Origin of the sequence: Salipiger sp., from assembly GCF_048261495.1 — a bacterium.
Classification (GTDB): Bacteria; Pseudomonadota; Alphaproteobacteria; order Rhodobacterales; family Rhodobacteraceae; genus Salipiger.
Genome location: NZ_JBLXFX010000004.1, coordinates 373,263 through 398,851, shown reverse-complemented (window position 1 = coordinate 398,851; position 25,589 = coordinate 373,263). Strand labels below are relative to the sequence as shown.

Annotated in this window: 28 protein-coding genes; 23 read left to right on the top strand and 5 right to left on the bottom strand. The window is 68.4% G+C overall.

Features of this window, described 5'->3' with window-relative positions:
• The first annotated feature begins 101 nt into the window (after positions 1-101).
• The 5 genes from ACN0RJ_RS11165 to ACN0RJ_RS11145 all read left to right on the top strand — a co-directional run bounded on the left by ACN0RJ_RS11165 (position 102) and on the right by ACN0RJ_RS11145 (position 8,776).
• Positions 102-3,512 (top strand): DUF2126 domain-containing protein, encoded by a 3,411-nt coding sequence (locus tag ACN0RJ_RS11165; RefSeq protein WP_417718868.1) that lies wholly within the window; start codon positions 102-104, stop codon positions 3,510-3,512.
• A 4-nt stretch (positions 3,513-3,516) separates the two neighbouring features.
• Complete coding sequence (locus tag ACN0RJ_RS11160; RefSeq protein ID WP_417724310.1) at positions 3,517-5,922, top strand: circularly permuted type 2 ATP-grasp protein; 2,406 nt, start codon at positions 3,517-3,519, stop codon at positions 5,920-5,922.
• A 4-nt stretch (positions 5,923-5,926) separates the two neighbouring features.
• Positions 5,927-6,805 (top strand): transglutaminase family protein, encoded by an 879-nt coding sequence (locus tag ACN0RJ_RS11155; RefSeq protein ID WP_417718870.1) that lies wholly within the window; start codon positions 5,927-5,929, stop codon positions 6,803-6,805.
• A gap of 151 nt (positions 6,806-6,956) precedes the next feature.
• Positions 6,957-7,946 (top strand): hypothetical protein, encoded by a 990-nt coding sequence (locus ACN0RJ_RS11150; RefSeq protein ID WP_417718871.1) that lies wholly within the window; start codon positions 6,957-6,959, stop codon positions 7,944-7,946.
• Positions 7,947-8,044: 98 nt separating this feature from the next.
• A complete protein-coding gene (locus tag ACN0RJ_RS11145) occupies positions 8,045-8,776 on the top strand; it encodes a sulfite exporter TauE/SafE family protein (RefSeq protein ID WP_417724309.1) in 732 nt (243 codons plus the stop codon).
• A 9-nt stretch (positions 8,777-8,785) separates the two neighbouring features.
• On the opposite strand, the gene ugpC is transcribed toward ACN0RJ_RS11145, so the two are convergent.
• From ugpC to ugpB, 4 genes are all read right to left on the bottom strand, one after another.
• Entirely contained in the window at positions 8,786-9,796 is a 1,011-nt protein-coding gene (ugpC, locus tag ACN0RJ_RS11140; RefSeq protein WP_417724308.1) for a sn-glycerol-3-phosphate ABC transporter ATP-binding protein UgpC, read from the bottom strand.
• A complete protein-coding gene (gene ugpE, locus ACN0RJ_RS11135) occupies positions 9,797-10,633 on the bottom strand; it encodes a sn-glycerol-3-phosphate ABC transporter permease UgpE (RefSeq protein ID WP_417719221.1) in 837 nt (278 codons plus the stop codon).
• 17 nt (positions 10,634-10,650) lie between these two features.
• A complete protein-coding gene (gene ugpA / locus ACN0RJ_RS11130; RefSeq protein WP_417718874.1) occupies positions 10,651-11,532 on the bottom strand; it encodes a sn-glycerol-3-phosphate ABC transporter permease UgpA in 882 nt (293 codons plus the stop codon).
• Positions 11,533-11,635: 103 nt separating this feature from the next.
• A complete protein-coding gene (ugpB, locus tag ACN0RJ_RS11125; protein ID WP_417724307.1) occupies positions 11,636-12,943 on the bottom strand; it encodes a sn-glycerol-3-phosphate ABC transporter substrate-binding protein UgpB in 1,308 nt (435 codons plus the stop codon).
• A gap of 328 nt (positions 12,944-13,271) precedes the next feature.
• On the opposite strand from ugpB, the gene ACN0RJ_RS11120 reads away from it, so the two are divergent.
• The 11 genes from ACN0RJ_RS11120 (at position 13,272) to ACN0RJ_RS11070 (ending at position 18,792) form a co-directional block, all read left to right on the top strand.
• On the top strand, positions 13,272-14,165 hold the full coding sequence (locus tag ACN0RJ_RS11120; RefSeq protein ID WP_417724306.1) for a 2-dehydro-3-deoxygalactonokinase: 894 nt from the start codon (positions 13,272-13,274) through the stop codon (positions 14,163-14,165).
• Positions 14,162-14,767, top strand: coding sequence for a 2-dehydro-3-deoxy-6-phosphogalactonate aldolase (locus ACN0RJ_RS11115; protein ID WP_417718877.1), 606 nt, complete (start codon positions 14,162-14,164; stop codon positions 14,765-14,767). Before ACN0RJ_RS11120 ends, ACN0RJ_RS11115 begins: the two co-directional genes overlap by 4 nt.
• Positions 14,768-14,791: 24 nt before the next feature.
• Positions 14,792-15,289 (top strand): tRNA (N6-threonylcarbamoyladenosine(37)-N6)-methyltransferase TrmO, encoded by a 498-nt coding sequence (gene tsaA / locus ACN0RJ_RS11110; protein ID WP_417724305.1) that lies wholly within the window; start codon positions 14,792-14,794, stop codon positions 15,287-15,289.
• Positions 15,290-15,457: 168 nt separating this feature from the next.
• Positions 15,458-16,276 (top strand): urease accessory protein UreD, encoded by an 819-nt coding sequence (locus ACN0RJ_RS11105; protein ID WP_417724304.1) that lies wholly within the window; start codon positions 15,458-15,460, stop codon positions 16,274-16,276.
• A 3-nt stretch (positions 16,277-16,279) separates the two neighbouring features.
• Positions 16,280-16,582, top strand: a complete 303-nt coding sequence (locus ACN0RJ_RS11100) for an urease subunit gamma (RefSeq protein ID WP_417718880.1) — start codon at positions 16,280-16,282, stop codon at positions 16,580-16,582.
• Positions 16,583-16,602: 20 nt separating this feature from the next.
• Positions 16,603-16,782, top strand: a complete 180-nt coding sequence (locus tag ACN0RJ_RS11095; RefSeq protein WP_417724303.1) for a hypothetical protein — start codon at positions 16,603-16,605, stop codon at positions 16,780-16,782.
• Entirely contained in the window at positions 16,779-17,084 is a 306-nt protein-coding gene (locus ACN0RJ_RS11090) for an urease subunit beta (protein ID WP_417718882.1), read from the top strand. The genes ACN0RJ_RS11095 and ACN0RJ_RS11090 overlap by 4 nt, the downstream gene beginning before the upstream one ends.
• Positions 17,085-17,105: 21 nt before the next feature.
• Complete coding sequence (locus tag ACN0RJ_RS11085) at positions 17,106-17,465, top strand: antifreeze protein (protein ID WP_417724302.1); 360 nt, start codon at positions 17,106-17,108, stop codon at positions 17,463-17,465.
• A 31-nt stretch (positions 17,466-17,496) separates the two neighbouring features.
• Positions 17,497-17,841 carry a hypothetical protein gene (locus tag ACN0RJ_RS11080; RefSeq protein WP_417724301.1) on the top strand — a complete coding sequence of 115 codons (345 nt, stop codon included), beginning with the start codon at positions 17,497-17,499 and terminating at the stop codon, positions 17,839-17,841.
• Between the two features lie 16 nt (positions 17,842-17,857).
• Complete coding sequence (locus ACN0RJ_RS11075) at positions 17,858-18,268, top strand: carboxymuconolactone decarboxylase family protein (protein ID WP_417718885.1); 411 nt, start codon at positions 17,858-17,860, stop codon at positions 18,266-18,268.
• Positions 18,265-18,792, top strand: a complete 528-nt coding sequence (locus ACN0RJ_RS11070) for a GNAT family N-acetyltransferase (protein ID WP_417724300.1) — start codon at positions 18,265-18,267, stop codon at positions 18,790-18,792. The genes ACN0RJ_RS11075 and ACN0RJ_RS11070 overlap by 4 nt, the downstream gene beginning before the upstream one ends.
• Positions 18,793-18,818: 26 nt before the next feature.
• On the opposite strand, the gene ACN0RJ_RS11065 is transcribed toward ACN0RJ_RS11070, so the two are convergent.
• Positions 18,819-19,664, bottom strand: coding sequence for a c-type cytochrome (locus ACN0RJ_RS11065; RefSeq protein ID WP_417724299.1), 846 nt, complete (start codon positions 19,662-19,664; stop codon positions 18,819-18,821).
• Positions 19,665-19,774: 110 nt separating this feature from the next.
• Here ACN0RJ_RS11065 and ACN0RJ_RS11060 point away from each other — a divergent pair, with 110 nt between their 5' ends.
• From ACN0RJ_RS11060 to ACN0RJ_RS11030, 7 genes are all read left to right on the top strand, one after another.
• Positions 19,775-20,266 carry a GFA family protein gene (locus tag ACN0RJ_RS11060; protein ID WP_417724298.1) on the top strand — a complete coding sequence of 164 codons (492 nt, stop codon included), beginning with the start codon at positions 19,775-19,777 and terminating at the stop codon, positions 20,264-20,266.
• A 74-nt stretch (positions 20,267-20,340) separates the two neighbouring features.
• The gene (gene ureC, locus ACN0RJ_RS11055) at positions 20,341-22,050 is read left to right on the top strand and encodes an urease subunit alpha (RefSeq protein ID WP_417724297.1); all 1,710 of its coding nucleotides are present in this window, start codon (positions 20,341-20,343) and stop codon (positions 22,048-22,050) included.
• Positions 22,051-22,412: 362 nt separating this feature from the next.
• The gene (locus tag ACN0RJ_RS11050; protein WP_417718890.1) at positions 22,413-22,631 is read left to right on the top strand and encodes a DUF1127 domain-containing protein; all 219 of its coding nucleotides are present in this window, start codon (positions 22,413-22,415) and stop codon (positions 22,629-22,631) included.
• Positions 22,632-22,769: 138 nt separating this feature from the next.
• Positions 22,770-23,348, top strand: coding sequence for an urease accessory protein UreE (ureE, locus tag ACN0RJ_RS11045; RefSeq protein ID WP_417718891.1), 579 nt, complete (start codon positions 22,770-22,772; stop codon positions 23,346-23,348).
• Positions 23,335-23,976 carry an urease accessory protein UreF gene (locus tag ACN0RJ_RS11040; RefSeq protein ID WP_417724296.1) on the top strand — a complete coding sequence of 214 codons (642 nt, stop codon included), beginning with the start codon at positions 23,335-23,337 and terminating at the stop codon, positions 23,974-23,976. The genes ureE and ACN0RJ_RS11040 overlap by 14 nt, the downstream gene beginning before the upstream one ends.
• 12 nt (positions 23,977-23,988) lie before the next feature.
• Positions 23,989-24,621 carry an urease accessory protein UreG gene (gene ureG, locus ACN0RJ_RS11035; protein WP_417718893.1) on the top strand — a complete coding sequence of 211 codons (633 nt, stop codon included), beginning with the start codon at positions 23,989-23,991 and terminating at the stop codon, positions 24,619-24,621.
• Positions 24,618-25,586, top strand: a complete 969-nt coding sequence (locus tag ACN0RJ_RS11030) for a ketopantoate reductase family protein (protein ID WP_417724295.1) — start codon at positions 24,618-24,620, stop codon at positions 25,584-25,586. Before ureG ends, ACN0RJ_RS11030 begins: the two co-directional genes overlap by 4 nt.
• The last annotated feature ends 3 nt before the right edge of the window (positions 25,587-25,589 follow it).

Genomic DNA, 25,589 nt, shown 5'->3' with positions numbered 1-25,589 from the left:
GATCAGGGCAGGGGCGGGGTCCATCCGATCCCGCGCACTTTACAAGCCGGGGCATAGAGGGTCTGTTGATCGCGGAAATCCTATGCGCGGAACAGACCTTCATGGCCATCACGGCAAGCATCCATCACCTCACCCATTACAAGTACGACCGCCCCGTGTCGCTGGGCCCCCAGATCATCCGCCTGCGACCGGCACCGCACAGCCGGACCCGGGTGATCTCGCATTCGCTCAAGGTCTCGCCCGCCGGGCATTTCGTCAGCCACCAGCAGGACCCCTACGGCAACTGGCTGGCGCGCTTCGTGTTTCCCGAGCCGGTGACCGAATTCCGGATCGAGGTGGATCTGGTCGCCGACATGACCGTCTACAATCCCTTCGACTTCTTCGTGGACGAGGATGCGCAGGACTGGCCCTTCGAATACCCGTCGGAATTTGCCGAGGACCTGTCGATCTACCGCAAGCCCGAACCGGTCGGGCCGCTGCTGCAGGCCTATCTCGACACGATCCCGCGGGCCGAAACCAACACCGTCAACTTCCTCGTCGACATCAACGCCAAGCTGCAGCAGGCCATCGGCTACATCGTGCGGCTGGAGCCGGGCGTGCAGACGCCCGAGGAAACGCTGGGCCTCGCCAAGGGGTCGTGCCGCGACACCTCCTGGCTGCTGGTGCAGATCCTGCGCAACCTCGGGTTTGCCGCGCGCTTCTGCTCGGGTTATCTGATCCAGCTCAAGCCGGACCTCGTGTCGCTCGACGGACCCGCGGGGACGGATCACGATTTCACCGACCTGCACGCCTGGTGCGAGGTCTTCCTTCCCGGCGCGGGCTGGATCGGGCTTGATCCGACCTCCGGCCTGCTGACCGGGGAATCGCACATCCCGCTGGCCGCCACCCCGCATTACCGCAACGCCGCGCCCATCGCGGGCGGATTCTCGGCCGCGGGCACGCCGCAGGTGGATTTCGACTTCGACATGCAGGTGACGCGGGTCGCCGAACATCCGCGCATCACCAAGCCGTTCTCGGAAGAGGCCTGGAACGAGCTGAACGTGCTCGGCAAGCAGGTCGACACTGTGATGGACGAACAGGACATGCGCCTGACGATGGGGGGCGAACCGACCTTCGTCTCCATCGACGATTTCGAAAGCGCCGAGTGGAACACCGCCGCCGTCGGCCCGCAGAAGCGGGCGCTGGCGGACCAACTGATCCGCAAGCTGCGCGACCGCTTCGCGCCGGGCGGGTTCCTGCATTACGGGCAGGGCAAGTGGTATCCCGGCGAAACCCTGCCGCGCTGGACCTTCTCGCTCTACTGGCGGCGGGACGGCAAGCCGGTCTGGAAGAACGCGGACCTGGTCGCCAAGGAGAAATCCGCCGTCAAGGCCACGGCCGAGGATGCCGACAAGTTCCTGACGGGCTTTGCCGAGAACCTCGGGATCGAACCGGACTACGTGCGCCCGACCTACGAGGATCCGGTGGAATGGATCATGAAGGAGGCGGACCTTCCCGCGAACGTGACCCCCGAGGACAGCAAGCTCAAGGATCCCGAAACCCGCGCCCGCATCGCGCGCGTCTTCTCGCGCGGGCTCGAGAATGCGGCGGGCTACATCCTGCCGATCCAGCGCTGGCAGTCCAAGGCCAGGCCGTCGACCCGCTGGCGGTCCGAGCACTGGAAGACCCGGCGCGGGCAGATCTTTCTCGTGCCCGGCGATAGCCCGCTGGGCTTCCGCCTGCCGCTCGGGGCGCTGCCCTACGTGCCGCCGTCCTCCTATCCGTATGTCTATCCGACCGATCCCACCGTGCCGCGTGACGCGCTGCCGGATTTCCACGCCCGGAAGGAGGCGCAGCGCGCCGAACTGATGAGCGAGCTCGAACGCATCGCAAAGGAAGAGGCCGACACGCTGCCCGAGGTCACCAAGGGCCGCGAACAGCCGGTCTCGGGGGCACGGGATGCCGGGGAACGCCAGAAGATCATGGAGCAGGGCGTCGACCCGGAAGGCGGGCAGGTGCGCACCGCCATCGCCATCGAGCCCCGCGACGGGCGGCTCTGCCTGTTCATGCCCCCGGTCGAGGCGCTGGAGGATTACCTCGAATTGCTCGCCACCGCCGAGCTGACCGCCGAAGAGCTGGGTCTGCCGATCCATATCGAAGGCTACACGCCCCCCGACGATCCGCGTCTCAACGTGATCCGCGTCGCGCCCGATCCCGGCGTGATCGAGGTCAACATCCACCCCGCCCACAGCTGGGACGATTGCGTCGCGATCACCAACGCGGTCTACGAAGAGGCCCGCCAGTGCCGCCTCGGCGCCGACAAGTTCATGATCGACGGCAAGCACACCGGCACCGGGGGCGGCAATCACGTGGTGGTCGGCGGCCTGACGCCGGGGGATTCCCCGTTCCTGCGCCGTCCCGACCTGCTGAAATCGCTGATCCTGCACTGGCAGCGGCATCCGTCGATGTCCTACCTGTTCTCGGGCCTGTTCATCGGCCCGACCTCGCAGGCGCCGCGCATCGACGAGGCGCGCCACGACAGCCTGTTCGAGCTGGAAATCGCCCTGTCGCATTTCCCCGGGCCCGAGGACGGCGAGCCGCCGCAGCCCTGGCTGGTCGACCGGCTTCTGCGCAACATCCTGATCGACGTCACCGGCAACACCCACCGGGCCGAGATCTGCATCGACAAGCTGTTCTCGCCCGACGGTCCCACGGGCCGGCTGGGTCTCGTGGAATTCCGCGGCTTCGAGATGCCGCCGGATGCCAAGATGAGCCTGGCCCAGCAGGTGCTGATCCGCGCGCTTCTGGCGCGGTTCTGGAAGGAGCCGCTGCAGGGCAAGCCGGTGCGCTGGGGCACCACGTTGCATGACCGCTTCATGCTGCCCTATTTCGTCTGGGAGGATTTCCTCGACGTGCTGCGCGATCTCGGCGACCACGGGTTCCGGATGCGGCCCGACTGGTACGAGGCGCAGAAGGAATTCCGCTTCCCCTTCGCGGGAGAGGTCGAATACGAGGGCGTGCACCTCGAGGTGCGTCAGGCGCTGGAACCCTGGCACGTGCTGGGCGAACGCGGGGCGATCGGCGGCACGGTGCGCTATACCGACAGCTCGGTCGAGCGGATGCAGGTTCAGCTTTCGGCCACCGATCCCGACCGCTACATCGTCTGCTGCAACAAGCGGCCGGTGCCGCTGGCTCAGACCAAGGAAAGCGGCGTGAAGGTCGGCGGGGTGCGCTTCAAGGCCTGGCAACCGGCCGAGGCGCTGCATCCGACGCTGCCGGTCAATGCGCCGCTCACCTTCGACATCTTCGACACCTGGTCGGGGCGGGCGCTGGGCGGGTGCACCTATCACGTCGCCCACCCGGGCGGGCGCAATTACGACACCTTCCCGGTCAACACCAACGAAGCGGACGCGCGACGTCTGGCGCGGTTCGAAAAGCTGGGCCATACTGCGGGCAGCTACTGGCCCGAGACCGAGTACCCCCATCCGGAGTTTCCGATGACCCTCGATCTGCGGCGCGTTCCGGGGATCTGAAAACGTGGACGACAGCTCGGACATCAAGGCGCCGGACAAGATCCGGCGCCTTCTTGCAGGATATGAACCGCCTCACGGGGTGGCGGACGAACTGCTGCGGCTGGACGGCAGCCTGCGCCCGGTCTGGGCGCCGCTGATCCGCCACCTCGCCGGGCTGAGCCCCGAGGCGCGCGCCCGCAGCTTTGCGCGCGGCGACCAGTACCTGCGCGACACCGGGGTCTATTACCGCCAGTACACCGGCCCGGATTCGACCGAACGCAGCTGGCCGTTCAGCCATATCCCGGTGATGATCGATTCCGGCGAATGGCAGACCCTCGCCGAAGGCATCGCGCAGCGCGCGGAGCTGCTGGAGCGGGTGATGGCCGATCTCTACGGTCCCGGCACGCTGGTGCGCGACGGCTACCTGCCGGCCGACCTGGTGGCGCAGAACCCCGAATGGCTGCGCCCCATCGTCGGCATCCGCCCGAAGTCCGAACATTTCCTGCATTTCATCGCCTTCGAGATCGGCCGCTCTCCCGATGGAAGCTGGTTCGTGCTGGGCGACCGGACGCAGGCGCCCTCCGGTGCGGGCTTTGCGCTGGAAAACCGCATGGCGACGGGGCGGGTGTTCCACGACCTCTTTCCCAATGCCAATATCGAGCGCCTCGCCGGGTTCTTTCGCGGGTTCCGCGACGCGGTGAACGGGCTGCGCGAGGAGGACGGAGGCCGCGTCGCGATCCTGACGCCCGGCCAGCATACCGACACCTATTACGAACACGCCTACATCGCCCGCTACCTCGGCTTCATGCTGCTGGAATGCGAGGACCTGAAGGAGGTCAACGGCAAGCTCACCGTGTCCACGATCAACGGGCCCGAGCCGGTGTCGGTCCTGTGGCGGCGGCTGGATTCGCGCTTTGCCGATCCGCTGGAACTGGACGAGACCTCGGCCCTCGGCACGCCGGGGATGGTGGCGGCGCTGCGCGGGCAGGCGATGACCATGGTCAACTGCCTCGGCTCCGGGGTGCTCGAGGCGCGCGCGCTCATGGCCTTCCTGCCGCGGATCTCCGAGGCGCTGATGGGCGCGCCGCTGAAGCTGCCCAACATCGCGACCTGGTGGTGCGGCCAGCGGAACGAACGCGACTACGTGCTGAACAACCTCTCGCGCATGATGATCGGACCGGCGCTGTCGACCAAGCTGCCCTTCGACATCGACGCGACCACCGCGCTCGGCGGCAAGTTCCGGGGCGAGGCGCATATCCCCATCGCCGACTGGCTCGAACAGGAGGGCAACGCGCTGGTCGGGCAGGAGGCGGTGACCCTGTCCACCACCCCGGCGATGATCGATGGCCAGCTCGTGCCGCGCCCGATGGTGGTGCGGGTCTTTGCCGCCCGCACGCCGCAGGGCTGGACGGTGATGCCCGGCGGCTATGCCCGCATCGGGCGCACCGACGATCCCACGGCGCTGGCGATGCAGTCGGGCGGCTCGGTCGCCGACGTCTGGATCGTGGGCGGCCGCCCGGTGCTGCACGACACGCTGACCGCGCAGGATCGGGGTCCCTACCTGCGCCGTACCCCCGGCCATCTGCCCGCCCGCGCCGCCGACAACCTCTACTGGCTCGGCCGCTACGTGGAGCGCGCCGAAACCGGGGTGCGCGAGCTGCGCGCCTATCACCTCCGGCTCGAGGAATACGGCCGTGACACGGTGCCACTGGTGGTGACGCTGGAAGGCTTTCTCGACAGCTTCGGCTTTGATCCGGACGAGGCTTTCCCGGCCACGCTGCTCGGCCTCTTCGACGCCTCGCGCGGCTGCGCCTCCAAGGTGCGGGACCGGTTTTCGACCGATGGCTGGAACGCGCTGACCGACCTTGCCCGCACCGGGCGCGAGATGGCCCCCCGACTGCGTCACGGCGATGATGCCGCCCGCGCCATGAGCGTCCTGCTGCGCAAGCTCGCCGGCTTCTCCGGCCTCGTGCATGACAACATGTTCCGCTTCGACGGCTGGCGCTTTCTCACCCTCGGGCGGGCGCTGGAGCGGGCCGAACAGATCGCCGCCGTGCTGTCGGTCTTTGCGGACCCCGCCGCGCCCTCCGGCGGCTTCGATGTCGCGGTCGAGGTCGGGGACAGCGTGATGACCCACCGCCGCCGCTATTCCGTCGAGAGCAGCCGCGACACGCTGATCGACCTGCTGGCGCTCGACCGGGACAACCCGCGGTCGATCCGGTTCCAGCTCGACGTGCTGCGCGAAGAGGAGGAACGCCTCTCGCGCGAGATGAACGCCCCGCAGATGAGCGACGTGGCCAAGCGCATCCTGCGGCTGCAGACCGCGCTGTCCATCGCCGAACCCGTGCATATCACGACCAAGCGCCTGCGCAGCATCCGCCGCGAGATCGCGGGCATTTCCGAAGCCCTTTCCTCCAGATACCTGAGCTGAGCCCATGCCGACGGTCTATGACATCAGCCTGAAGATCACCTACCTCTACGACAGCCCGGCCGCGGCCAGCCGGACGCTGCTGCGGATGCTGCCGCGCTCGCTCTCCGACCAGAACCTGCTCTACGGCGTCGTGACCTCGGACCCGGCGCCGGGCTACCGGCTCGACGATCTGGACTTCTTCGGCAATGCCACCACCGAAATGTCCCACGACATCCGTCTGAGCGAGATCACCTTTTCCTTCTCCGGGCGGGTGCGGCGCTGGCCGGCCTCCGGCGGGCTCGACCTGTCGCCGCCCTGGACGACGATCCGGCAGGAGGTGGCGGCCATCGCCAGCATCGCCCCGGAAAGCCCGCATCATTTCCTCGGCGCCTCGCCGCGGCTGCGCCACGAACCCGAGATCGCCGCCTTTGCCCGCGCCACCGTGGACGAGGGCATGTCGGCGCTGGCCGCGATCACCGCCGTTTCGCATCGCCTGCACGAGGAATTCACCTTCGATCCGGAGGCGACCGAGGTCACGACCACCCCGATCGAAGCCTTCCGCGAGCGGCGCGGCGTCTGCCAGGACATCAGCCACGTGACGATCACCGCCCTGCGCGCGCTGGGCATTCCGGCGGGCTATGTCTCGGGGTTCCTGCGCACCATCCCGCCCGAGGGCAAGCCGCGCCTCGAGGGGGCGGATGCGATGCACGCCTGGGTGCGGGCCTGGTGCGGGGCGGAAACCGGCTGGATCGAGATCGACCCCACCAACGACATGCGCGCCGGGGTCGATCACGTCACCGTCGCCATCGGCCGGGATTATTCCGACGTCGCGCCCTCCAAGGGATCGCTGCGCTCGGCCGGATCGCACGAGACCACGCACCAGGTGGACGTGCTCGCCGTCTGATCCCGCGCGCGCCCGGAAAACTGCGCGCGCGTTGACGAATGCAAAACCAATTGCCGCGTAAGATGCCGCCGATCGGGGGCGCTTCGGCTTGGGGGGCTCCGGGGAAGGGTCCCGGCACTTCCCGTCGCGAGGAGCTTGGAAAGGCGCAGGCATGAGACGGATCGACCAGAAGCTGGCAAAGACGTGTTCGGGCAATTACGAGCCGCGGGATTTCATCCTGACCTTCGCGAAGGATGCGGATCTGACCCGCGGCTGTTCCGCGACCGGGCGCGACGGCACCGGCCGGCTGCGCCCGCTGCGCGCCTATCGCGAGGATGTGCGCCGGGTCATCGAAAGCGATCTTGCCGACATCGTGCTCACCTCGCTCTCCACCGCCGAGGTGCTGGCGGAGGAGGGCGTCTATTCCCGCGCCAGCGCGACACCGGCCGTGCGGCTCAACGATCCCACCGACAGCTGGCGCGTGCGGGGCGGGGAATACCCAATGGAACCCGCGCTGCCGTTCCGGTCGTCGCGGCTCGACGCGGTCAAGCCGGTTGCCAGCCTCGGCCTCTACATCATGACCTTCTGCAACGAGGTGGGGCACGACCACGCCATGCTGCGCGCCTACAACGACTTCCGCGACCTCGCGGTGAAGGTCGGGTTGCGGCATTTCCTGCAGATCGCCGATCCGCAGATCGGCATGGATGTCGAACACGAGGATTACGCCGCCTTCCGCAACGACATGCTGACCCGCGCTATGGCCGGCATCGCGCGCAAGGAACGGCCGGTCTTCGTGCAGGTGGGCTATCTCGGCCCCGCCGCGATGGAGGAACTGTCCGGCTGGGACCCGGAGCGGCTGGTGGTCGGGCTGACCGGATGCGGCCGCGGGACGACGCGCGACTGCCTCGAACGTCTCGTCCAGGCGGAACGCTACGGCGCGCGCCTCGGCGGGTTCAGCCGGGAAAGCTTCGATTGCGACGACCCCGTGCACCTGCTGCGTGCCATGCGCCGGGTGATCCGCGACCGCATGAGTTCGTTCGAGGCGGTGAAGGCCTATCACGACGATCTGCGCCGCGAGGGCATCAAGCCGCTCCGCCCGCTGCAGGACGATGCGGAACTGACCGTGCCGCTTCTCAAGGCGAACGAGGCGCGCGCCGCCTGAGCCATTTGCCCTTTCCCTTTCCGCCCTCGGGGTGCATCTAGGGGGCAAAGGGCAGGGCAGGCATGGAACACTCCGTCGCGTATTGGGTCACGGCATCCTTGGCCGTCTATTTCATCGGCATGTCCAAGGGCGGGTTGCCGATGGTGGCGATGCTCGGCGTTCCGATCCTGTCGATCTTCATCCCGCCCGCCAAGGCCGCCGGTCTGCTGCTGCCGATGTACATCCTCGCCGATCTCTACGCGATCTGGCTGTTCCGCGGCTCCTATTCCGCGCGCAATCTCAAGATCCTGATACCGGCCTCGGCCATCGGCATCCTGCTGGCCTTCCTGTTCGTGTCGCGCATTCCCACCGCCGCGACCGAGCTGCTGGTGGCGCTGATCGGGCTCGGCTACCTCGCCAGCGCCTGGCGCAAGCGGCTGAAAAAGGATGACCGGGCGCGCCCGGCGGATGTGCCGCGCGGGCTGTTCTGGGGCGCGCTGGCCGGGTTCACCAGCTACATCTCGCACGCGGGCGGGCCGCCGTTCCAGGCCTATACCCTGCCGCAGAAGATGCCCAAGATGGTCTTTGCCGGCACCGCGACGATCCTGTTCGCCTGCATCAACTGGATGAAACTGCCGCCCTACATCCTTGCCGGGCAGGTCACGCTCGAAAGCCTCGAACAGATCGCCGTGCTTGCGCCGCTGGCCCTGTTCGGTGCCTGGTCGGGCTACCGCGTGATCCGCTGGCTGCCGGAAAAGATCTTTTTCGCGCTCATCAACATCGCGCTTCTGGCCGTCTCGCTGCGCCTGCTCTGGGACGTTTGGGAGGCCTGGGGCCCTGCCGCCGTCTGACCGCCGGCCTCAGCGGCGCAGGCGCTGCCCGTCGGCGTCGAAATGCATGGCCTGCGCCCAGTCCCAGTCGAGCCCCGCCGCGGCGCCCTCGGCGGGCACGGGCGCCGCGCCGTCCTGGCGGACGGTCACGTCGCCGCCATCCTCCAGCCGCAGGTGTATCAGCGTTTCCGCCCCGAGCGGCTCCACCGACAGGGTCCTGCCCGCGACCCGTCCGGCGCCCGGCTCGCACAGCGTCAGGTGTTCGGGGCGGATGCCCATCTGCGCGCCCTCGGGGCCGCCGAAACGCGCGGCGGGCAGGAAATTCGTCGGCGGAGAGCCGATGAACCCGGCGACGAAGGCGGTCTGCGGATCGGCATAGACGTCGAGCGGCCTGCCGATCTGGTCGGCGCGCCCGGCGTTCATCACGATCATCCGGTCGGCGAGGGTCATCGCCTCGACCTGATCGTGGGTCACGTACAGCGCGGTCACCCCGAGCGCGCGCTGCATCTGCTTGATCTCCAGTCGCATCTGCACCCGCAGCTTGGCGTCGAGGTTCGACAGCGGCTCGTCGAACAGGAACACCTTGGGGCGCCGTACGATGGCGCGTCCCATCGCCACGCGCTGCCGCTGCCCGCCCGACAATTCGCGCGGGCGCCGTGCGAGGTAGGGTTCGAGCTGGAGCAACCGCGCGGCCTCGCCCACGCGGGCGTCGATCTCGGCGCGCGGGGTCTTCGCGATCTTCAGCCCGTAGCCCATGTTCTCGGCCACCGACATATGCGGGTAGAGCGCGTAGTTCTGGAACACCATCGCGATGTCGCGGTCCATCGGCTCGGCCTCGTTCACGCGAAGGCCGTCGATGCGGATCTCGCCGTCCGAAACGCCTTCGAGCCCGGCCACCATGCGCAGCAGCGTGGACTTGCCGCAGCCCGACGGCCCGACGATCACGATGAACTCGCCGTCGGCGACGTCGATGTCGACGCCGTGGATCACCTGCGTGTCGCCGAAGCTCTTGCGGATCGTCTCAAGGGAAAGCGTGGCCATTCATTTCTCGCTGTCGACAAGGCCGCGGATGAACAGCTTCTGCATCGAGATGACGACGATCACCGGCGGGATCATGGCAAGGATCGAGGTCGCCATGATGACCGGCCAGTCTGCGATGTCGTCGCCGGAGGGGAACATCTGCTTGATGCCCATCACGATGGTGTTCATCTGCGGGTCGGTGGTGATGAGGAGCGGCCAGAGGTACTGGTTCCAGCCGTAGATGAAGAGGATGACGAAGAGCGCGGCGATGTTGGTGCGGCTCATCGGCAGCAGGATGTCGACGAAGAACCGCATCGGCCGCGCGCCGTCGACGCGGGCGGCTTCGGCCAGTTCGTCCGGCACGGTCAGGAAGAACTGCCGGAACAGGAAGGTGGCCGTCGCCGAGGCGATCAGCGGCAGGATCAGACCCTGATAGGAATTCAGCATGTCGAAACGGGCGGCCACCTCGTAGGTGGGCACGATGCGCACCTCGACCGGCAGCATCAGCGTGAGGAAGATCAGCCAGAAGAACAGCTTGCGGGCCGGGAAGCGGAAATAGACGATGGCAAAGGCCGAGAGCAGCGAGATGACGATCTTGCCGACCGCGATTCCGATGGCCATGACGGCGGAGTTGAACAGCATCCGCGCCACCGGCGCATTGACGCCGGACACCAGCGCCTTGCGATAGTTTTCGAAGAACTGGTCACCGGGGAGCAGCGGCATCGGCGGGCGCACGATCTCGGGCTGGCTGACGGTGGAGGCGACGAAGGCCAGCCAGATCGGGAAGAAGACGAAGAGCACGCCGACGATCAGCCCCGCATGGGTCAGCCAGAGCCCCGCGCCGCGTCGTTCCACCATTCCGGTATGACGGTCGCTCAATAGTGCACCCTCCGTTCGACGTAGCGGAACTGCAGCACTGTGAGCAGGCCGACCACGCCGAGCAGGATCACCGACTGCGCCGCGGAAGAGCCGAGATCCTGCCCGACGAAGCCGTCGGCATAAACCTTGTAGACGAGGATCGTGGTGGCCTGCTGCGGGCCGCCCGAGGTGATGGTGTGGATCACGCCGAAGGTCTCGAAGAAGGCGTAGACGATGTTGACCACCATGAGAAAGAAGGTGGTGGGCGACAGCAGCGGAAAGACGATGGTGCGGAAGCGGGTCCAGAATCCGGCGCCGTCGATGGCCGCGGCCTCGATCACGCTGCGCGGGATGGATTGCAGCCCCGCCAGGAAGAACAGGAAGTTGTAGCTGATCCGCCCCCAGGCGGAGGCGATGACCACGAGGCCCATCGCCTCGGTCGCGTTGAGGACGTGGTTCCAGTCGTAGCCGAGCAGGCCGAGATACCAGGTCACCACGCCGACGCGGGTGTTGAACATGAACATCCAGAGCACCCCGGCGACGGCGGGGGCCACGGCATAGGGCCAGATCAGCAGGGTGCGGTAGGTGCCCGAGCCCTTGATGAGCCGGTCCGCCAGCACCGCGAGGTAGAGCGCCAGCGCCATCGACACCAGCGTGACCAGCGTCGAGAAGATCGCCGTCGTCACGAAGGAGGCGCGGTAATAGGGATCGCCCAGCAGGTATTCGAAATTCCCGAGGCCGACGTATTGCATCGACAGGCCGAACGGGTCGGGAATGAACAACGATTGCCAGACGGCCTGGCCCGCCGGGTAGAAGAAGAACACCGCCGTCACGATCATCTGCGGCGCGATCAGCAGCAGGGGCAGCCAGAGGCCCTTGAAGATGACGCGTTTTTCCATGGGCGGGGTCTTTCGTTGCGGCGGAGGTCGGAACGCGCGCCCCCGTCGGAGCGGGAGCGCGGTGTGTCGGCCCCGGCGCGGGGCCGGGGCATCGGGTCGGGGATCAGCCGTTGGCCTGTTCGAAGCGGCGCAGAAGCTGGTTGCCGCGCTCGACCGCGCTGTCGAGCGCATCCTGCGCCGACTTGTCACCGGACCACACGGCCTCGAGCTCTTCGTCGATGATCGTGCGGATCTGATCGAAGTTCCCGAGGCGCACGCCCTTGGAATTGGCGGTCGGTTCCTTGGCCGTCATCTGTTTCACCGCGATGTCGGTGCCGGGGTTCGCTTCGTAGAAGCCCTGCTCGCGGGTGAGATCGGCGGCGGCTTCGGTGATCGGCAGGTAGCCGGTGTCCTGGTGCCACTTGGCCTGGATCTCGGGGGAGGAGAGGAAGTTCAGGAATTCGGCGACGCCCTTGTATTCCTCGTCGGTCTGGCCCTCCATGACCCAGAGCGAGGCGCCGCCGATGATGGTGTTCTGCGGCGCGCCCGCGGCGTCCGACCAGTAGGGCAGGGGACGGACGGAGAAGTCGAACTGCGCTTCGGACTTGATGCCCGCATACCCGGCCGAACTTTCGGTGAAGAGCGCGCATTCGCCGGCGCGGAAATTCGCGCCGCCCTCGTTGCGCCGGCCGGCATAGACGAACTTGCCGTCCCGCGCCCAGTCGCCGAGCGTCTGGATGTGCTTGACCTGGAGCGGGCCGTTGAATTCCAGCTCGGTGTCGAGCCCTGCAAAGCCGTTCTCCATCGAGGCGAAGGGCAGGTCGTGATAGGCCGACAGGTTTTCGAGCTGGATCCAGCTCTGCCAGGCGGTGGTCATCGGGCAATCGTTGCCCGAGGCCTTGAGCGTCTCCAGCACCTCGCCCACCTGCTCCCAGGTCGAGAGGTCGATCTCCGGGTCGATCCCGGCGGCGGAGAGGGCGTCCTTGTTGACCCAGAGGACCGGGGTCGAGGAGTTGAAGGGCAGCGACAGCATGTTGCCCTCGGTGTCGGTGTAGTAGCCCTTGACCGCGCCGATATAGGCCCCGGCGTCGAAATCGGCGCCCGCGTCGGCCATGACCTCGTAGACCGGCTTCACCGCGCCTGCGGCGGCCATCATCGTGGCGGTGCCGACCTCGAAGACCATGAGGATGTCGGGCTGTTCGCCGGCGCGGAAGGCGGCGATGCCGGCATTCAGGGTCTCGGAATAATTGCCCTTGTGGCTCGCGACGACGGTGTAGTCGCCCTGCGCGGCATTGAAGGTCTCGACCTGTTCGTCCACCAGTTCGCCCAGGCGGCCGGTGAAGGCGTGCCAGAAGTCGATCTGGGTCTGGGCGGCGGCGGAATGGCCGATCAGGGCCGTTCCGAGCGCCAGCGCGGAAATACGCGTGATCATTGAATTAGTCCTCCTTGTCGGCGGGGCGCGTACTGCCCCCCGCATGTCTTGCGAAAGCTCCCGCCCGTCGCGGATCGGACGGGCGTCGGCCCACCCCATGCCGCAGCAGGGCAACAGTTTCGTGACAGGCCCGGTGTCCGGTTATGATCCGGTTCGGGGCCTTCTCCGTCGTGACAGGACAAGTGGGGCGTGCCACCGACACCCCCGACTCCTCCCGGGGCTGAGTAGACCACGCGTCGCGCGATCCGCCAAGAGGCTCGGGCTTGAACGTGGTCGGCAGGCGCTCTACCACTTGCGCGACCGCTCGGGCGGATTGGGAGAAGACTGCATGACGCAACCGGACTGGATCGCCGTCGACTGGGGAACCTCGCACCTGAGGGTATGGCAGATGGCGCGCGACGGCACGGTGCTGGAGCGCGCGGAGTCGACCGACGGCATGGGCGGGCTCGACCGCGACGGGTTCGAACCGGCGCTGCTGCGGCTGCTGCCGCCGCCGGTGCTGCCGCTGGTGGTGATCGTCTGCGGCATGGCCGGGGCGCGGCAGGGCTGGCACGAGGCCGCCTATGCCAAGGTGCCCTGCACCCCGCCGGGTCTGCCGCAAGCGGTGAAGGTGCCGACCAGGAATCCGCTGCTGGACGTGCGCATCCTGCCGGGCGTGGCCCAGGACCGGCCCGCCGACGTGATGCGCGGGGAAGAGACGCAGGTCGCCGGGTTCCTGTCGCTCAACCCCGGGTTCGACGGCATTCTCTGCCTCCCCGGCACCCACTGCAAATGGGTGCATGTGAGCGCGGGCGAAATCGTGAGTTTCCGCAGTTTCATGACGGGCGAGCTCTTCGCGCTGCTGTCGCGTCAGTCGGTGCTGCGTCACTCCATGGGCGAGGGCTGGGACCCCGAGGCCTTCGACACCGGGGTGGATCAGGCCATGGGCCGTCCCGCCGCCGTCGCGGCGGACCTCTTCACGATCCGCGCCGAGTCGCTGCTGCACGGGCTGGACGGCGCGACCGCCTCGTCCCGGCTGTCGGGCCTGCTGATCGGTCTGGAACTGGCCGCCGCGCGGCCCTACTGGCTGGGGCAGAGCGTGGCGATCCTCGGTTCCTCCGGGCTGGCCCGGCACTACCGCAGCGCGCTCGAAGCGCAGGGCGTGCCCGCCGTGACGGCGGACACCGAACGCATGACACTGGAAGGGCTGAAGGCCGCCCGCAACGCGATGGAGACACCATGAGCCGCGAGATCATTGCCATCCTCCGGGGGATCGAGACCGAAGAGGCCACGGCCGTGACCGAGGCGCTGATCGCGGCGGGCATCACCAAGATCGAGGTGCCGCTGAATTCGCCCGATCCCTATGACAGCATCCGCGCCATGGTCGCGGCCTTCGGCGAAGAGGCGCTGATCGGCGCCGGCACCGTGCTGGCCCCGGAAGAGGTTCTGCGGCTTCAGCGCATCGGCGCGCGGATGGTCGTCTCTCCCGACACCAACCCCCGGGTGATCGTCGCCACCAAGAAGGCCGGGATGCTGAGCTTTCCCGGCGTCATGACCCCGACCGAATGCTTTTCGGCACTGCGCAACGGCGCGGACGGGATCAAGCTGTTCCCGGCCTCGCTGATCGGACCCTCGGGTCTGTCGGCGATCCGCGCGGTGCTGCCCGAAGGCACCCGGACCTATGCCGTGGGCGGGGTCGGGGCCGAGAACATGGCCGACTGGGCAAGGGCCGGGGTCAGCGGCTTCGGCATCGGCACCTGGCTCTACACGCCGGGGCGCAGCATGGCCGACCTCGCCGCGCGGGCGCGCGACGTGGTGGCCGCCTACGACGCGGCGATGGGCTGAGCCGAGATGCGGGGGGGCGCGGGCATGAACGGCAAGGGTCAGGACATCCGCCCCGGCGAGCTGCGCGCGGATCTGCCGCCGGCCGAGGATGCGGGCCTGCGCTTTGTCGGGCGCATCCGGACGCCCTTTGCCACCCGTTACGACTGCCCGCGGCGCGGCGATCCCGAGGGCCCCGAATGCCGTCTGGAGCTCGACCCGGTCTATGCCCCGGCGCTGGAGGGGATCGAGCGGTTCAGCACCCTCGAAGTGCTCTACTGGCTGCACGAGTCCCGGCGCGACCTGCTGACCCAGAGTCCGCGGCGCGACGGCGCCGCGCGCGGCACCTTCTCGTTGCGTTCGCCGGTGCGGCCGAACCCGATCGGGGTGTCTTCGGTCACGCTGGTGCGGCGCGAGGGGGCGACCCTCGTGGTGCGCGGCCTCGACTGCGTGGACGGTACGCCGCTCATCGACGTCAAGCCGGATCGCTGCGATCATGCCGTCCGGCGCGACGGCGCGGGCGAAACGACGCCCGGCGATGCCTGATTTCATTCTGCCTGTTTTTCCGGCAATCCGCCCGATAACGCCGCCCGATTGCGCGCCGGGCCGGGGCGGGGCGGCAGGCACCGCGCACGGTCTTGCGCCCTTCGGGCCGGTGGCCAAGCCTTGCTCCGCTAGACGGAGTCCGGTGCCATTCCCTACGACCACATCCGCATGACCGCCCCGGACCGCCCCGCGCCGCAGCGCGCGCGCGGCATGGCGCGTGTCACCGCCCGGGTGCGGCGCGGGCGCAATGCCATCGGCGACCTTGCCATGTCGGGCAGTTCCAAACTGCTGTTCCCCCGCGCGACCGACGCGCTCCAGGCGGTGCTGCTCAACAGCGCGGGCGGCATCACCGGCGGCGACAGCTTTGCGCTCGACGCCGGGGCGGAGCCGGGGGCAAAGCTCGCCATGACCACGCAGGCGGCCGAACGCATCTACCGCGCGCTGCCCGGCAGCGAGCCGGGGCGGGTGCGCACGCGGCTGACCCTCGGGCCCGGCGCGCGGCTCGACTGGCTGCCGCAGGAAACCATGCTGTTCGACGGCTCCGCGCTCGACCGGGGGCTGAGCATCGACATGGCCGCCGACGCGCGCCTGCTTGCCTGCGAGGCGCTGGTCTTCGGCCGCACCGCCATGGGCGAACGGGTGACGGACCTGCGCCTGCACGACCGGATCGACCTGCGGATCGGCGGCGCGCTGGCCTGGGCCGACCGGCTGCGCCTGCACGGCGATGCCGCCGCGATCCTGGCCCGTCCCGGCGTCGCCGACGGGGCGGGGGCGGTCGCGACGGTGATCTACGCCGCCCCCGGCGCGGCCTTGCAAACCGACAGCCTGCGGGCGATGCTGCCCGGACATGCGGGGGTTTCCGCGCTCGGGGCGGATCTGCTGACCCTGCGCATTCTTTCCGTTGACGCCTTCGATCTGAAACGCCACCTTGGCCCGGTCCTGAGACACCTCAGCGGTGCCGAACTGCCACGACCCTGGATGATCTGACACATGCAACTGACTCCCCGTGAAAAGGACAAACTCCTCATTGCGATGGCCGCCGAAGTGGCCCGCAAGCGCCTGTCGCGCGGGGTGAAGCTGAACTATCCGGAGGCCATCGCGCTGATCACCGACGCGGTGGTCGAGGGTGCCCGCGACGGGCGCTCGGTGGCCGAGATGATGGTCGCCGGGGCCGAGGTGATCTCGGCCGAGCAATGCATGGAGGGCGTTCCCGAAATGATCCACGAAGTGCAGGTCGAGGCGACCTTTCCCGACGGCACCAAGCTGGTCACCGTGCACAATCCCATCCGTTGAACCGACAGGAGCCGAACGCCGTGAAAATCCTCTCCCTCACCCTGGCCGCGCTGGCGGCAACCCCCGCGCTGGCCCATTCCGGGGCGCATCTGCACCCGCATGACGGCGCCTCCTGGCTGGTGATCGCCGCCGCGCTGGGCGTCGTGGCGCTGGCCGCGCGGATGGCGCTGGTACGGGCGCGGGCGGGGGCGGGGAAGTGATCCCCGGCGAGGTCGTCACCGTCGAGGGCGAACTGACCCTCAACGAGGGCCGAGAGGCGATCACCCTCATGGTGGCCAACACCGGCGACCGCCCGGTACAGGTCGGCTCGCACTACCATTTCGCGGAAACCAACGGCGCGCTCGACTTCGACCGCGACGCGGCGCGCGGTCTGCGTCTCGACATCGCGGCGGGGACGGCGGTTCGCTTCGAACCCGGCCAGCGCCGCGAGGTCAATCTCATCCCGATGTCCGGTGCCCGCCGGATCTATGGATTCAATCAGAAGATCATGGGCGCATTGTAGAACATTGGAAAGCAGGACCGAATGGGAATACCCGAAAGATCGAACGGCACGTTGTTCAGCGCCATGACCGGCTGGAACGCCAGCGCCATCCAGCTCGGAACGCTGGCGGCGGAGGCGAACAGCGTGGTGATGTACCGGATGCTGGGCATGGCCGGGCTGTGGTCGATGCCGCCCTCCGAAATGATGCGCATGTCGGCGGAAAAGGGTCCGGCCTTCATCGAGGGCTTCGTCAACGCCACCGAGGCGGCGGGCGCGGGCAAGCCGATGGACGAGGTGGTCACCGCCTTTGCCGAACCGCTGGAACGCACCGCTCGCAGCAACCGCCACCGGCTCGAACGCCGCGGGCCGAAACTGACCATGGGGATCGAGTCGGAAGACTAGGCCGCGCCGCGACCGCAGGAGGAGCAAGAGAATGCGACCGATGACTCCGCTGGATTTCACCGTCTCGGCGGTGCGCGTGTCGGCCGGGCTCTGGGGCATGCAGATGCGCGTGCTGCGCATCTTCGCCGAGGCCGGGATGGAACGGCCGCTGCGGTTCTGGGGCTTCCCGGCAGCGGATGGCGGGGCGCCCGACGCGCCGCCCTGCGCGCTGGCCGCGCCGATGATGTCCGCGGCGGCGATCCGGCACTGGGCGGCGCTGCGCCGCCCGACGGTCGTGCAGGGCGGGAAATCCGGGCGCGCCGCGACGCTGTGCCGCCCGGTCGCGCGCCCGCGCGTCATCACCGAACCGGCGGGCGAGGGCGGGCCGCCGGTCTGAAGCCCGGGAGGGGATCATGGCCACCAGAGAACTGCTCACGGACGAGGACCTCGACCCCGCGGCGCGCGAGGTGTTCGACGACATCCGCGCCACGCGCGGCACCGACCGCGTCAACAATTTCTGGCGCGCGCTGGCGCATGACCCGGTGACGCTGAAACTCACCTGGGAGCGGCTGAAGGTTCTGATGGGGCCCGGCGCGCTCGACCCGCTCACCAAGGAGCTGATCTATATCGCCGTGTCCACCGCGAACGCCTGCGAATACTGCTGCCATTCCCACACCGCCGCGGCGCGCGCCAAGGGGATGACCGATGCCATGCATGACGAATTGCTTGCGGTGATCGGCATGGCGGGCATGACCAATGCCATCGCGACCGCGCTGCAGGTGCCGGTCGATGCCGCCTTCGACGTCGGGCAGGGCGCAGCATGAGCGCCGCCCCCGCGATCGTCCGCACCCGCTCCGGGCCCGAGCGCGACGCGATCCGCGAGATGGTCGCGGAGTTCTTCGATTTCATGCGCGTGCGCTATCCCGACATGCTGGCCGAGATCGACGACTATATCCTGCAGCAGGACATCGCCGGGCAACTGGCCGATTTCGACCGCTATTTCCTGCCGCCCCACGGTGAATGCTTTCTCGGGCTGCACGAGGGTGCCCCGGCGGGCATGGTGATGATCCGTCCGGCCGGGGACGGCGCCTGCGAGATGAACCGGATGTATGTCCGCCCCGCCGCGCGCGGCACCGGGCTTGGCCGCGCGCTCTGCGCGGCGGTCATCGCCGAGGCCCGCGCCCTCGGCTACCGCACCGTGCTGCTGGACGCGCTCTACCGGCACGAGGAGGCGCTGCCGCTCTACCGTGCCATGGGATTCCGCGACTATTCCGACCCGGCGCTGTTCAAGGCCGACGATCGGCGCGTCGTCCACATGCGTCTCGATTTCGACGGGGGGCCGGCATGACACCCGCCCCCCGGACGGTTGCGCCCCTATGCGTCGGGCAGCGGCGGCAGGCTGCGCAGGTAGAGCACGATGGCGTCGAGGTCGTCGGAGGTCATCCCCGCAAGGTAGCCGTAGGGCATCGGCGGCAGCATGGCGGACCCGTCGGGGCGCACGCCCCTGACGATCATCGCCTTCAACTCGTCGTCCGAGTAGCCCGCCAGCCCGTCCTCGCCGTTCGTCAGGTTCGCCGCGACCGAGGTGCCCCAGGGGCCGTGAAATTCGAACCCTCCCTGTCCCAGATGCTCCGGGTCGGTCATCGGCCCCTGCGGGCCCATGGGCGAATGGCACTCCATGCAATGCGACACGGCCTTGGCGAGGTATTCGCCGTATTCGACGCTGACCCCGGCGGGCGGGGCGGTGACGCTGTCGACCGGCGGTCCGTAGGCCGGGGGCAGAGGGATGCGGTATTCCGAGGCCGGGACCTCGTTCTCGACCGGCGCGAGGGTGCGCAGGAAGGCGACGATGGAGGCGAGGTCCTCGTCCCCGAGACCGCGATACATCGGCAGGGGCATCGGCGGCCCGATCAGCGATCCGTCCGGACGGATGCCCTCGCGGATCGCGCGGGCAAGCTCCTCGTCGCTCCAGCTTCCGATGTGCCCGGCCGGGGTGATGTTGGGGGCGTATGCGGTAAAGGCCTCGTTGTCGTCGACCAGCCGACCGGCAAGTTCCATGCCGGCGACGGGGCCGTCGGGCCCCAGCGGCGTGTGGCAGTTGCCGCAGCCCGCAGGTCCCCGGACGAGATATTCGCCGCGCGCCACATCGCCCGCGGCGCCGGCGCTTCCGGCGGCAAGGAGGCCGAGTGCGCCTGCACAGGCCATCAGTCTGAAATGCATGATGTTTCCCCGTATGGAATGGAAAATTCGTCGAAAATGAACTCGCACCGTACCGACCCCATTCTAACCGAAAATCCGCTTTACCCAAGGGAAGTTATCGGAAGCACCCCATGCCGCTGACACTCGAAGGTTCCTGCCGCTGCGGCGCCGTGCATTTCACCGTGCAAAGCCATACGCCGGTGCCCTACCAGCGCTGCTATTGCAGCATCTGCCGCAAGACGGCCGGGGGCGGGGGCTATGCGATCAACCTCGGCGCGCTGGCCGATACGCTGCATGTCGACGGCTGGGATCACGTGGAGGTCTACCAGGCGGAGATCGCGCGGGGCGACGGTTGCGAGACATCCTCGGGCGAGCGGCATTTCTGTGCGCGCTGCGCCACCGCGCTCTGGCTCTACGATCCGCGCTGGCCCGAGCTGCTGCATCCCTTCGCCAGCGCCGTCGACAGCGATCTGCCCGAGGCGCCGGACCACGTCCACCTGATGCTTGCCGACAAGCCCGGCTGGGTGCCGGTGCCCGACGGTCCCGGCGACCGGCAATTCGACGGCTATCCCGACCAGTCGCTCGACGACTGGCACAGACACCGCGGCCTCCGGGTCGACTGACCCCCGCGCCGCAGACCCGATGACCCGACCGAGCGGCCCCGCGCCCCGGCACAGACACACCGAGAGGGACAGACATGCCTGCCAAGATTTCCCGCGCCGACTACGCCGCGATGTTCGGCCCCACCACCGGAGACAAGGTCCGCCTTGCCGATACCGAGCTGTTCATCGAGGTCGAGCGCGACCTCACCACCTACGGCGAGGAGGTGAAGTTCGGCGGCGGCAAGGTCATCCGTGACGGCATGGGCCAATCCCAGGCCACCCGCGCCGAAGGGGCCGTGGACACGGTCATCACCAATGCGCTGATCGTCGACCATTCGGGCATCTACAAGGCCGACGTGGCGCTGCGCGACGGGCGCATCGCCAGGATCGGCAAGGCGGGCAACCCCGACACCCAGCCCGGCGTCGACATCATCGTCGGTCCGGGAACCGAGGTCATCGCGGGCGAGGGCAAGATCCTGACCGCCGGCGGCTTCGACAGCCATATCCACTACATCTGCCCGCAGCAGATCGAGGACGCGCTGCATTCCGGCCTGACCACGATGCTCGGCGGCGGCACCGGTCCGGCGCATGGCACGCTGGCGACCACCGTGACACCCGGCCCCTGGCACATGGCGCGGATGATGCAGGCGGCGGATGCCTTTCCCATGAACCTGGCCTTCGCGGGCAAGGGCAACGCCTCGCTCCCCGCCGCGCTCGAGGAACAGGTCAAGGCCGGGGCCTGCTCGCTGAAGCTGCATGAAGACTGGGGCACCACCCCGGCCTCGATCGACTGCTGCCTTTCGGTGGCCGATGCGATGGACGTCCAGGTGATGATCCACACCGACACCCTGAACGAGAGCGGCTTTGTCGAGAACACCGTCGCGGCGATGAAGGGGCGCACCATCCACGCCTTCCACACCGAGGGCGCGGGCGGCGGCCACGCCCCCGACATCATCAAGATCTGCGGCGAGGCCTTCGTGCTGCCGTCCTCGACCAACCCGACGCGCCCCTACACGATGAACACGCTGGAAGAGCATCTCGACATGCTCATGGTCTGCCACCACCTCGACAAGTCGATCCCCGAGGACGTGGCCTTTGCCGAAAGCCGCATCCGCAAGGAGACCATCGCCGCCGAGGACATCCTTCACGACATGGGCGCCTTTTCGATCATCGCCTCGGACAGCCAGGCCATGGGCCGGGTGGGCGAGGTCATCATCCGCACCTGGCAGACCGCCGACAAGATGAAGAAGCAGCGCGGCAAGCTCTCCGAGGAAACCGGCGACAACGACAACTTCCGGGTCCGCCGCTACATCGCCAAGTACACGATCAACCCCGCCATCGCCCACGGCATCGCGCACGAGATCGGCTCCATCGAGGTCGGCAAACGCGCGGACCTCGTGCTCTGGAACCCCGCCTTCTTCGGCGTGAAACCCGAGATGGTGCTGATGGCCGGCACCATCGTCTGCGCCCAGATGGGCGACCCCAACGCCTCGATCCCGACGCCGCAGCCGGTCTACACCCGGCCGATGTGGGGGGCCTACGGCCGCTCGGTCGAGCATTCGGCGGTGATCTTCGTCTCCGAGGCGGCGCAGGCGGAAGGGGTGCGCGGCAAGTACGGGCTGGCCAAGCAGACCGTCGCCGTGAAGAACACCCGCAACATCGGCAAGAAGGATCTGATCCACAACTTCGCGACGCCGAAGGTCGAGGTGAACCCGGAAACCTACGAGGTCCGCGCCGACGGCGAATTGCTGACCTGCGAACCCGCCAGGGTGCTGCCGATGGCGCAGCGCTACTTCCTCTACTGACCGGCGCCCCGGCGACTCGCCCGCGCGGGCGTCCGGGTGGGCTTTGGCCGCGCGGGGCGGTTTTTCACCGTGTTGCACCAAGCGCATAGCCGCCGCCCGCCCCGTGGGCGGCGGTTTTCCGTCCGCCCGCAAAACGCGCATTTCGCGGCCCGAAGGGCCGGATAGTTGCCCATTGAACTATTTTCGACGCTATTCGGCGTCCCCCGCGCCGCGCCGCCTCGGGGATCGCCCCCGATTTCCGCCCGCGACCTATGCACCTGCAGAAACCCGAGTTTGCACATGCAGCATTTGAAGGTTCGGACAGCCTGACTTACCTTTGAGGCCATGGGAGATACTGAAAGCTCCAGACAAGGAACGAACCAATGGCATTCATGACCGCAACCGCCCACCACGAGCACCAGCCGCTTCTGTCCCGCATCCTGTCGGGTATCGGCAACGCACTCGTGGCCGTCGGCGAAGCCAACCCGCGCCTGCGTCGCGTCGAAGCCCTGCAGCGCATGACTGACGAACAGCTGGCCGCCCGCGGCATCCGTCGCGAAGACATCGTGCGCCACGTGTTTCACGACGTCTACTACCTCTGATCCCTCCGTCGCGTGCCACGAGGCGCGCGAAAACAGGACGGACACCACTTTCCGAGGCCGCGATCCCGAATGCTCCGGGGCGCGGCCTTGATCTTTTCGCGCCCATGGCGTGATCTGCGGGAAACCACGGAGTCCCGCATGACACAGCTACCCCAGGCCCACGAGATCGCCCGCAAGGGCCGGTGGGACGGACCCGCCTCCGCCGCCGTGACCCTCTCCTACGAGGACCGCTTCCTGCGGCGCAAGGTTCTGACCACCGACGCGGGGGGCGCCTTCCTGGTCGATCTCGCCCACACCGAAAGCCTGGACCACGGCGACGCCTTCGTGCTGACCGACGGCACCCGGGTCGAGGTGCTGGCCGCGCCCGAGCCGCTGCTTGCCGTGACCGGGGCCGATCTGCCGCGCCTGGCCTGGCACATCGGCAACCGCCACACGCCCTGCCAGATCGAAGCGCAGCGCCTGCTGATCCTGCGCGATCACGTGATCCGCGACATGCTCGGCCATATCGGCGCCGAGGTGTCCGAGGTCGAGGAGCCCTTCACCCCCGAAGGCGGCGCCTATGGCCACGGCCGCACCCACGGGCACGACCATTCCCATGTCCACACACCGGCAGAGGCGCATGGCCACGGCCATGTTCACACCCATGCCCGCAGCCACGATGCGGAGGACGGCGCGCCCGCCCATGACCACGCCGGGCACGAGCATGACGACCTCTGACGACGCCCTGCTGACCCTGCACCAGCTCTTTTCCCCGGCCTTTCCGGTCGGGGCCTTTGCCTATTCCCACGGCCTCGAGACCGAGGTGCAGGCCGGTCGGGTGGCGGATGCCGACGGGCTGCGCGCCTGGCTGGCGGATGCGCTCGAACATGGCGCGGGCTGGTCCGACGCGGTGCTGCTGGCGCTGACCGCACGGGGCGGGGACGCGGCATCGCTGGCCGGGCTTGCCGCCGCGCTGACCCCGTCTGCGGAACGGCGGCTGGAGACCGTGGCGCAGGGCACCGCCTTTGCCGCCACCGTGTCCGAGGTCTGGGGCATCCGGATCGACGCCGCGCCCTATCCCGTGGCGGTCGGCGCAACCGTCGCGGCGCTGGACCTGCCGTTGCGCGACGCCCTGCGGCTGTTCCTCATGGCCTTTGCCTCGAACCTTGCCGGGGCCGGGGTGCGGCTGATCCCGCTGGGCCAGACCGACGGGCAGCGGGTGGCGCGCGCGCTCGCCCCGCTCTGCGCGGCGCTTGCCGAACGGGCGGAACACGCGGGCGAGGACGATATCGGCGGCTTTGCCCCCGCCATCGACATTGCAAGTCAGCGCCATGACATGCTCTATTCCAGGCTCTTCAGATCGTAACGGAGATTTACCATGGCATCCCCGAACGGACCCCTTCGCGTCGGCATCGGCGGCCCCGTGGGCGCGGGCAAGACCACGCTGACCGCCGCCCTCTGCGCGGCGCTGCGTGACCGGCTGTCCATGGCGGTCGTCACAAACGACATCTACACCCGCGAGGATGCCGAAGAGCTGATGCGCCGCCAGGTCCTGCCGCTTGAGCGGATCAAGGGCGTCGAGACCGGCGGCTGTCCGCACACCGCGATCCGCGAGGATGCCTCGATCAACCTCGCCGCCATCGCCGAGCTGACCGCCGCCTTTCCCGATCTCGACCTCGTGCTGATCGAAAGCGGCGGCGACAACCTCTCGGCGACCTTTTCGCCGGAACTGGCGGATGTGACCATCTACGTGATCGACACCGCGGCGGGGGAGGAGATCCCGCGCAAGGGCGGCCCCGCCATCACCCGCTCCGACATCCTCGTCATCAACAAGACCGACCTCGCGCCCCATGTCGGCGCCTCGCTCGAGGTCATGGAACGCGACGCCACGCGGATGCGCGCCGGGCGCCCCTTCGTCTTTGCCCAGATCCGCCACGGCAAGGGCGTGGACGAGATCGTCTCTCTGCTTGCGCGGATCGGCGGCCTGCCGCTGCCGCTCGCGGCCGAATGATGCGGGTCATCGTTCACGGGATCGGCGCCATCGGCGGCACGGTCGCCGCCGCGCTGGCGCTGAACGGACAGGAGGTAGTGGGCATCGCCCGCGGCGCCATGCTCGACGCGATCCGCGCCGACGGCCTGACCTTCCGCAGCCCCGGCGGCGTGCAGGTCGCGCGGTTCGACTGCGTCGACTCGCCCGATGCCATCGCTTTGCGCCCGGACGACGCGATCCTGCTCTGCATGAAGACCCAGCACACAGAGGCGGCGCTGGATCAGCTTGTCGCCGCCGGGGTGACGGACCAGCCGGTCTTCTGTCTCCAGAACGGTGTCGAGAACGAACGCCTTGCGCTGCGCCGCTTCGGCAACGTGCATGCGGCGACCGTCATGATGCCCGCCGATTTCACCACGCCGGGCGAAGTGGTCAGCTATGGCGCGCCCTGCTACGGGATCTTCGACGTCGGGCGCTATCCCGGCGGCAGCGACGCGCAGGACCGCGCCCTGGTCGATCTGCTGACCGCGGCCAACATGCAAAGCTTCGTGCTGGACGACGTGATGGCAAGCAAGTTCGGCAAGCTTCTGATGAACCTCGGCAATATCGTTCGCACCGCGCTGGGGCAGGCGGATGCCACCGCCATCGTCGACGCGGTCAGGCAGGAGGGTGAGGCGGTGCTGCGCGCCGCAGGCATCCCCCGGGCAACCGTCGATCTGTCCGACCCGCGCCGCGCCGAATACATGACCTCGCATCCGGTGGCAGGGGCCGCCCGCGCCGGCAGCTCCACGGCGCAAAGCCTGCTGCGCGGTGCCGGGTCGATCGAGACCGACTACCTCAACGGAGAGATCCTGCTGCAGGCCCGGCTTGCCGGGGTGGAGGCGCCGCTCAATCGCTACTGCGTCGAGCTGGCGCGGCGCATGCTGCGCGAGGGGCTTGCCCCCGGCGCGGTCTCGCCCGCCGAAATGTCCGCCGCGATGGGGCTCTGAGGC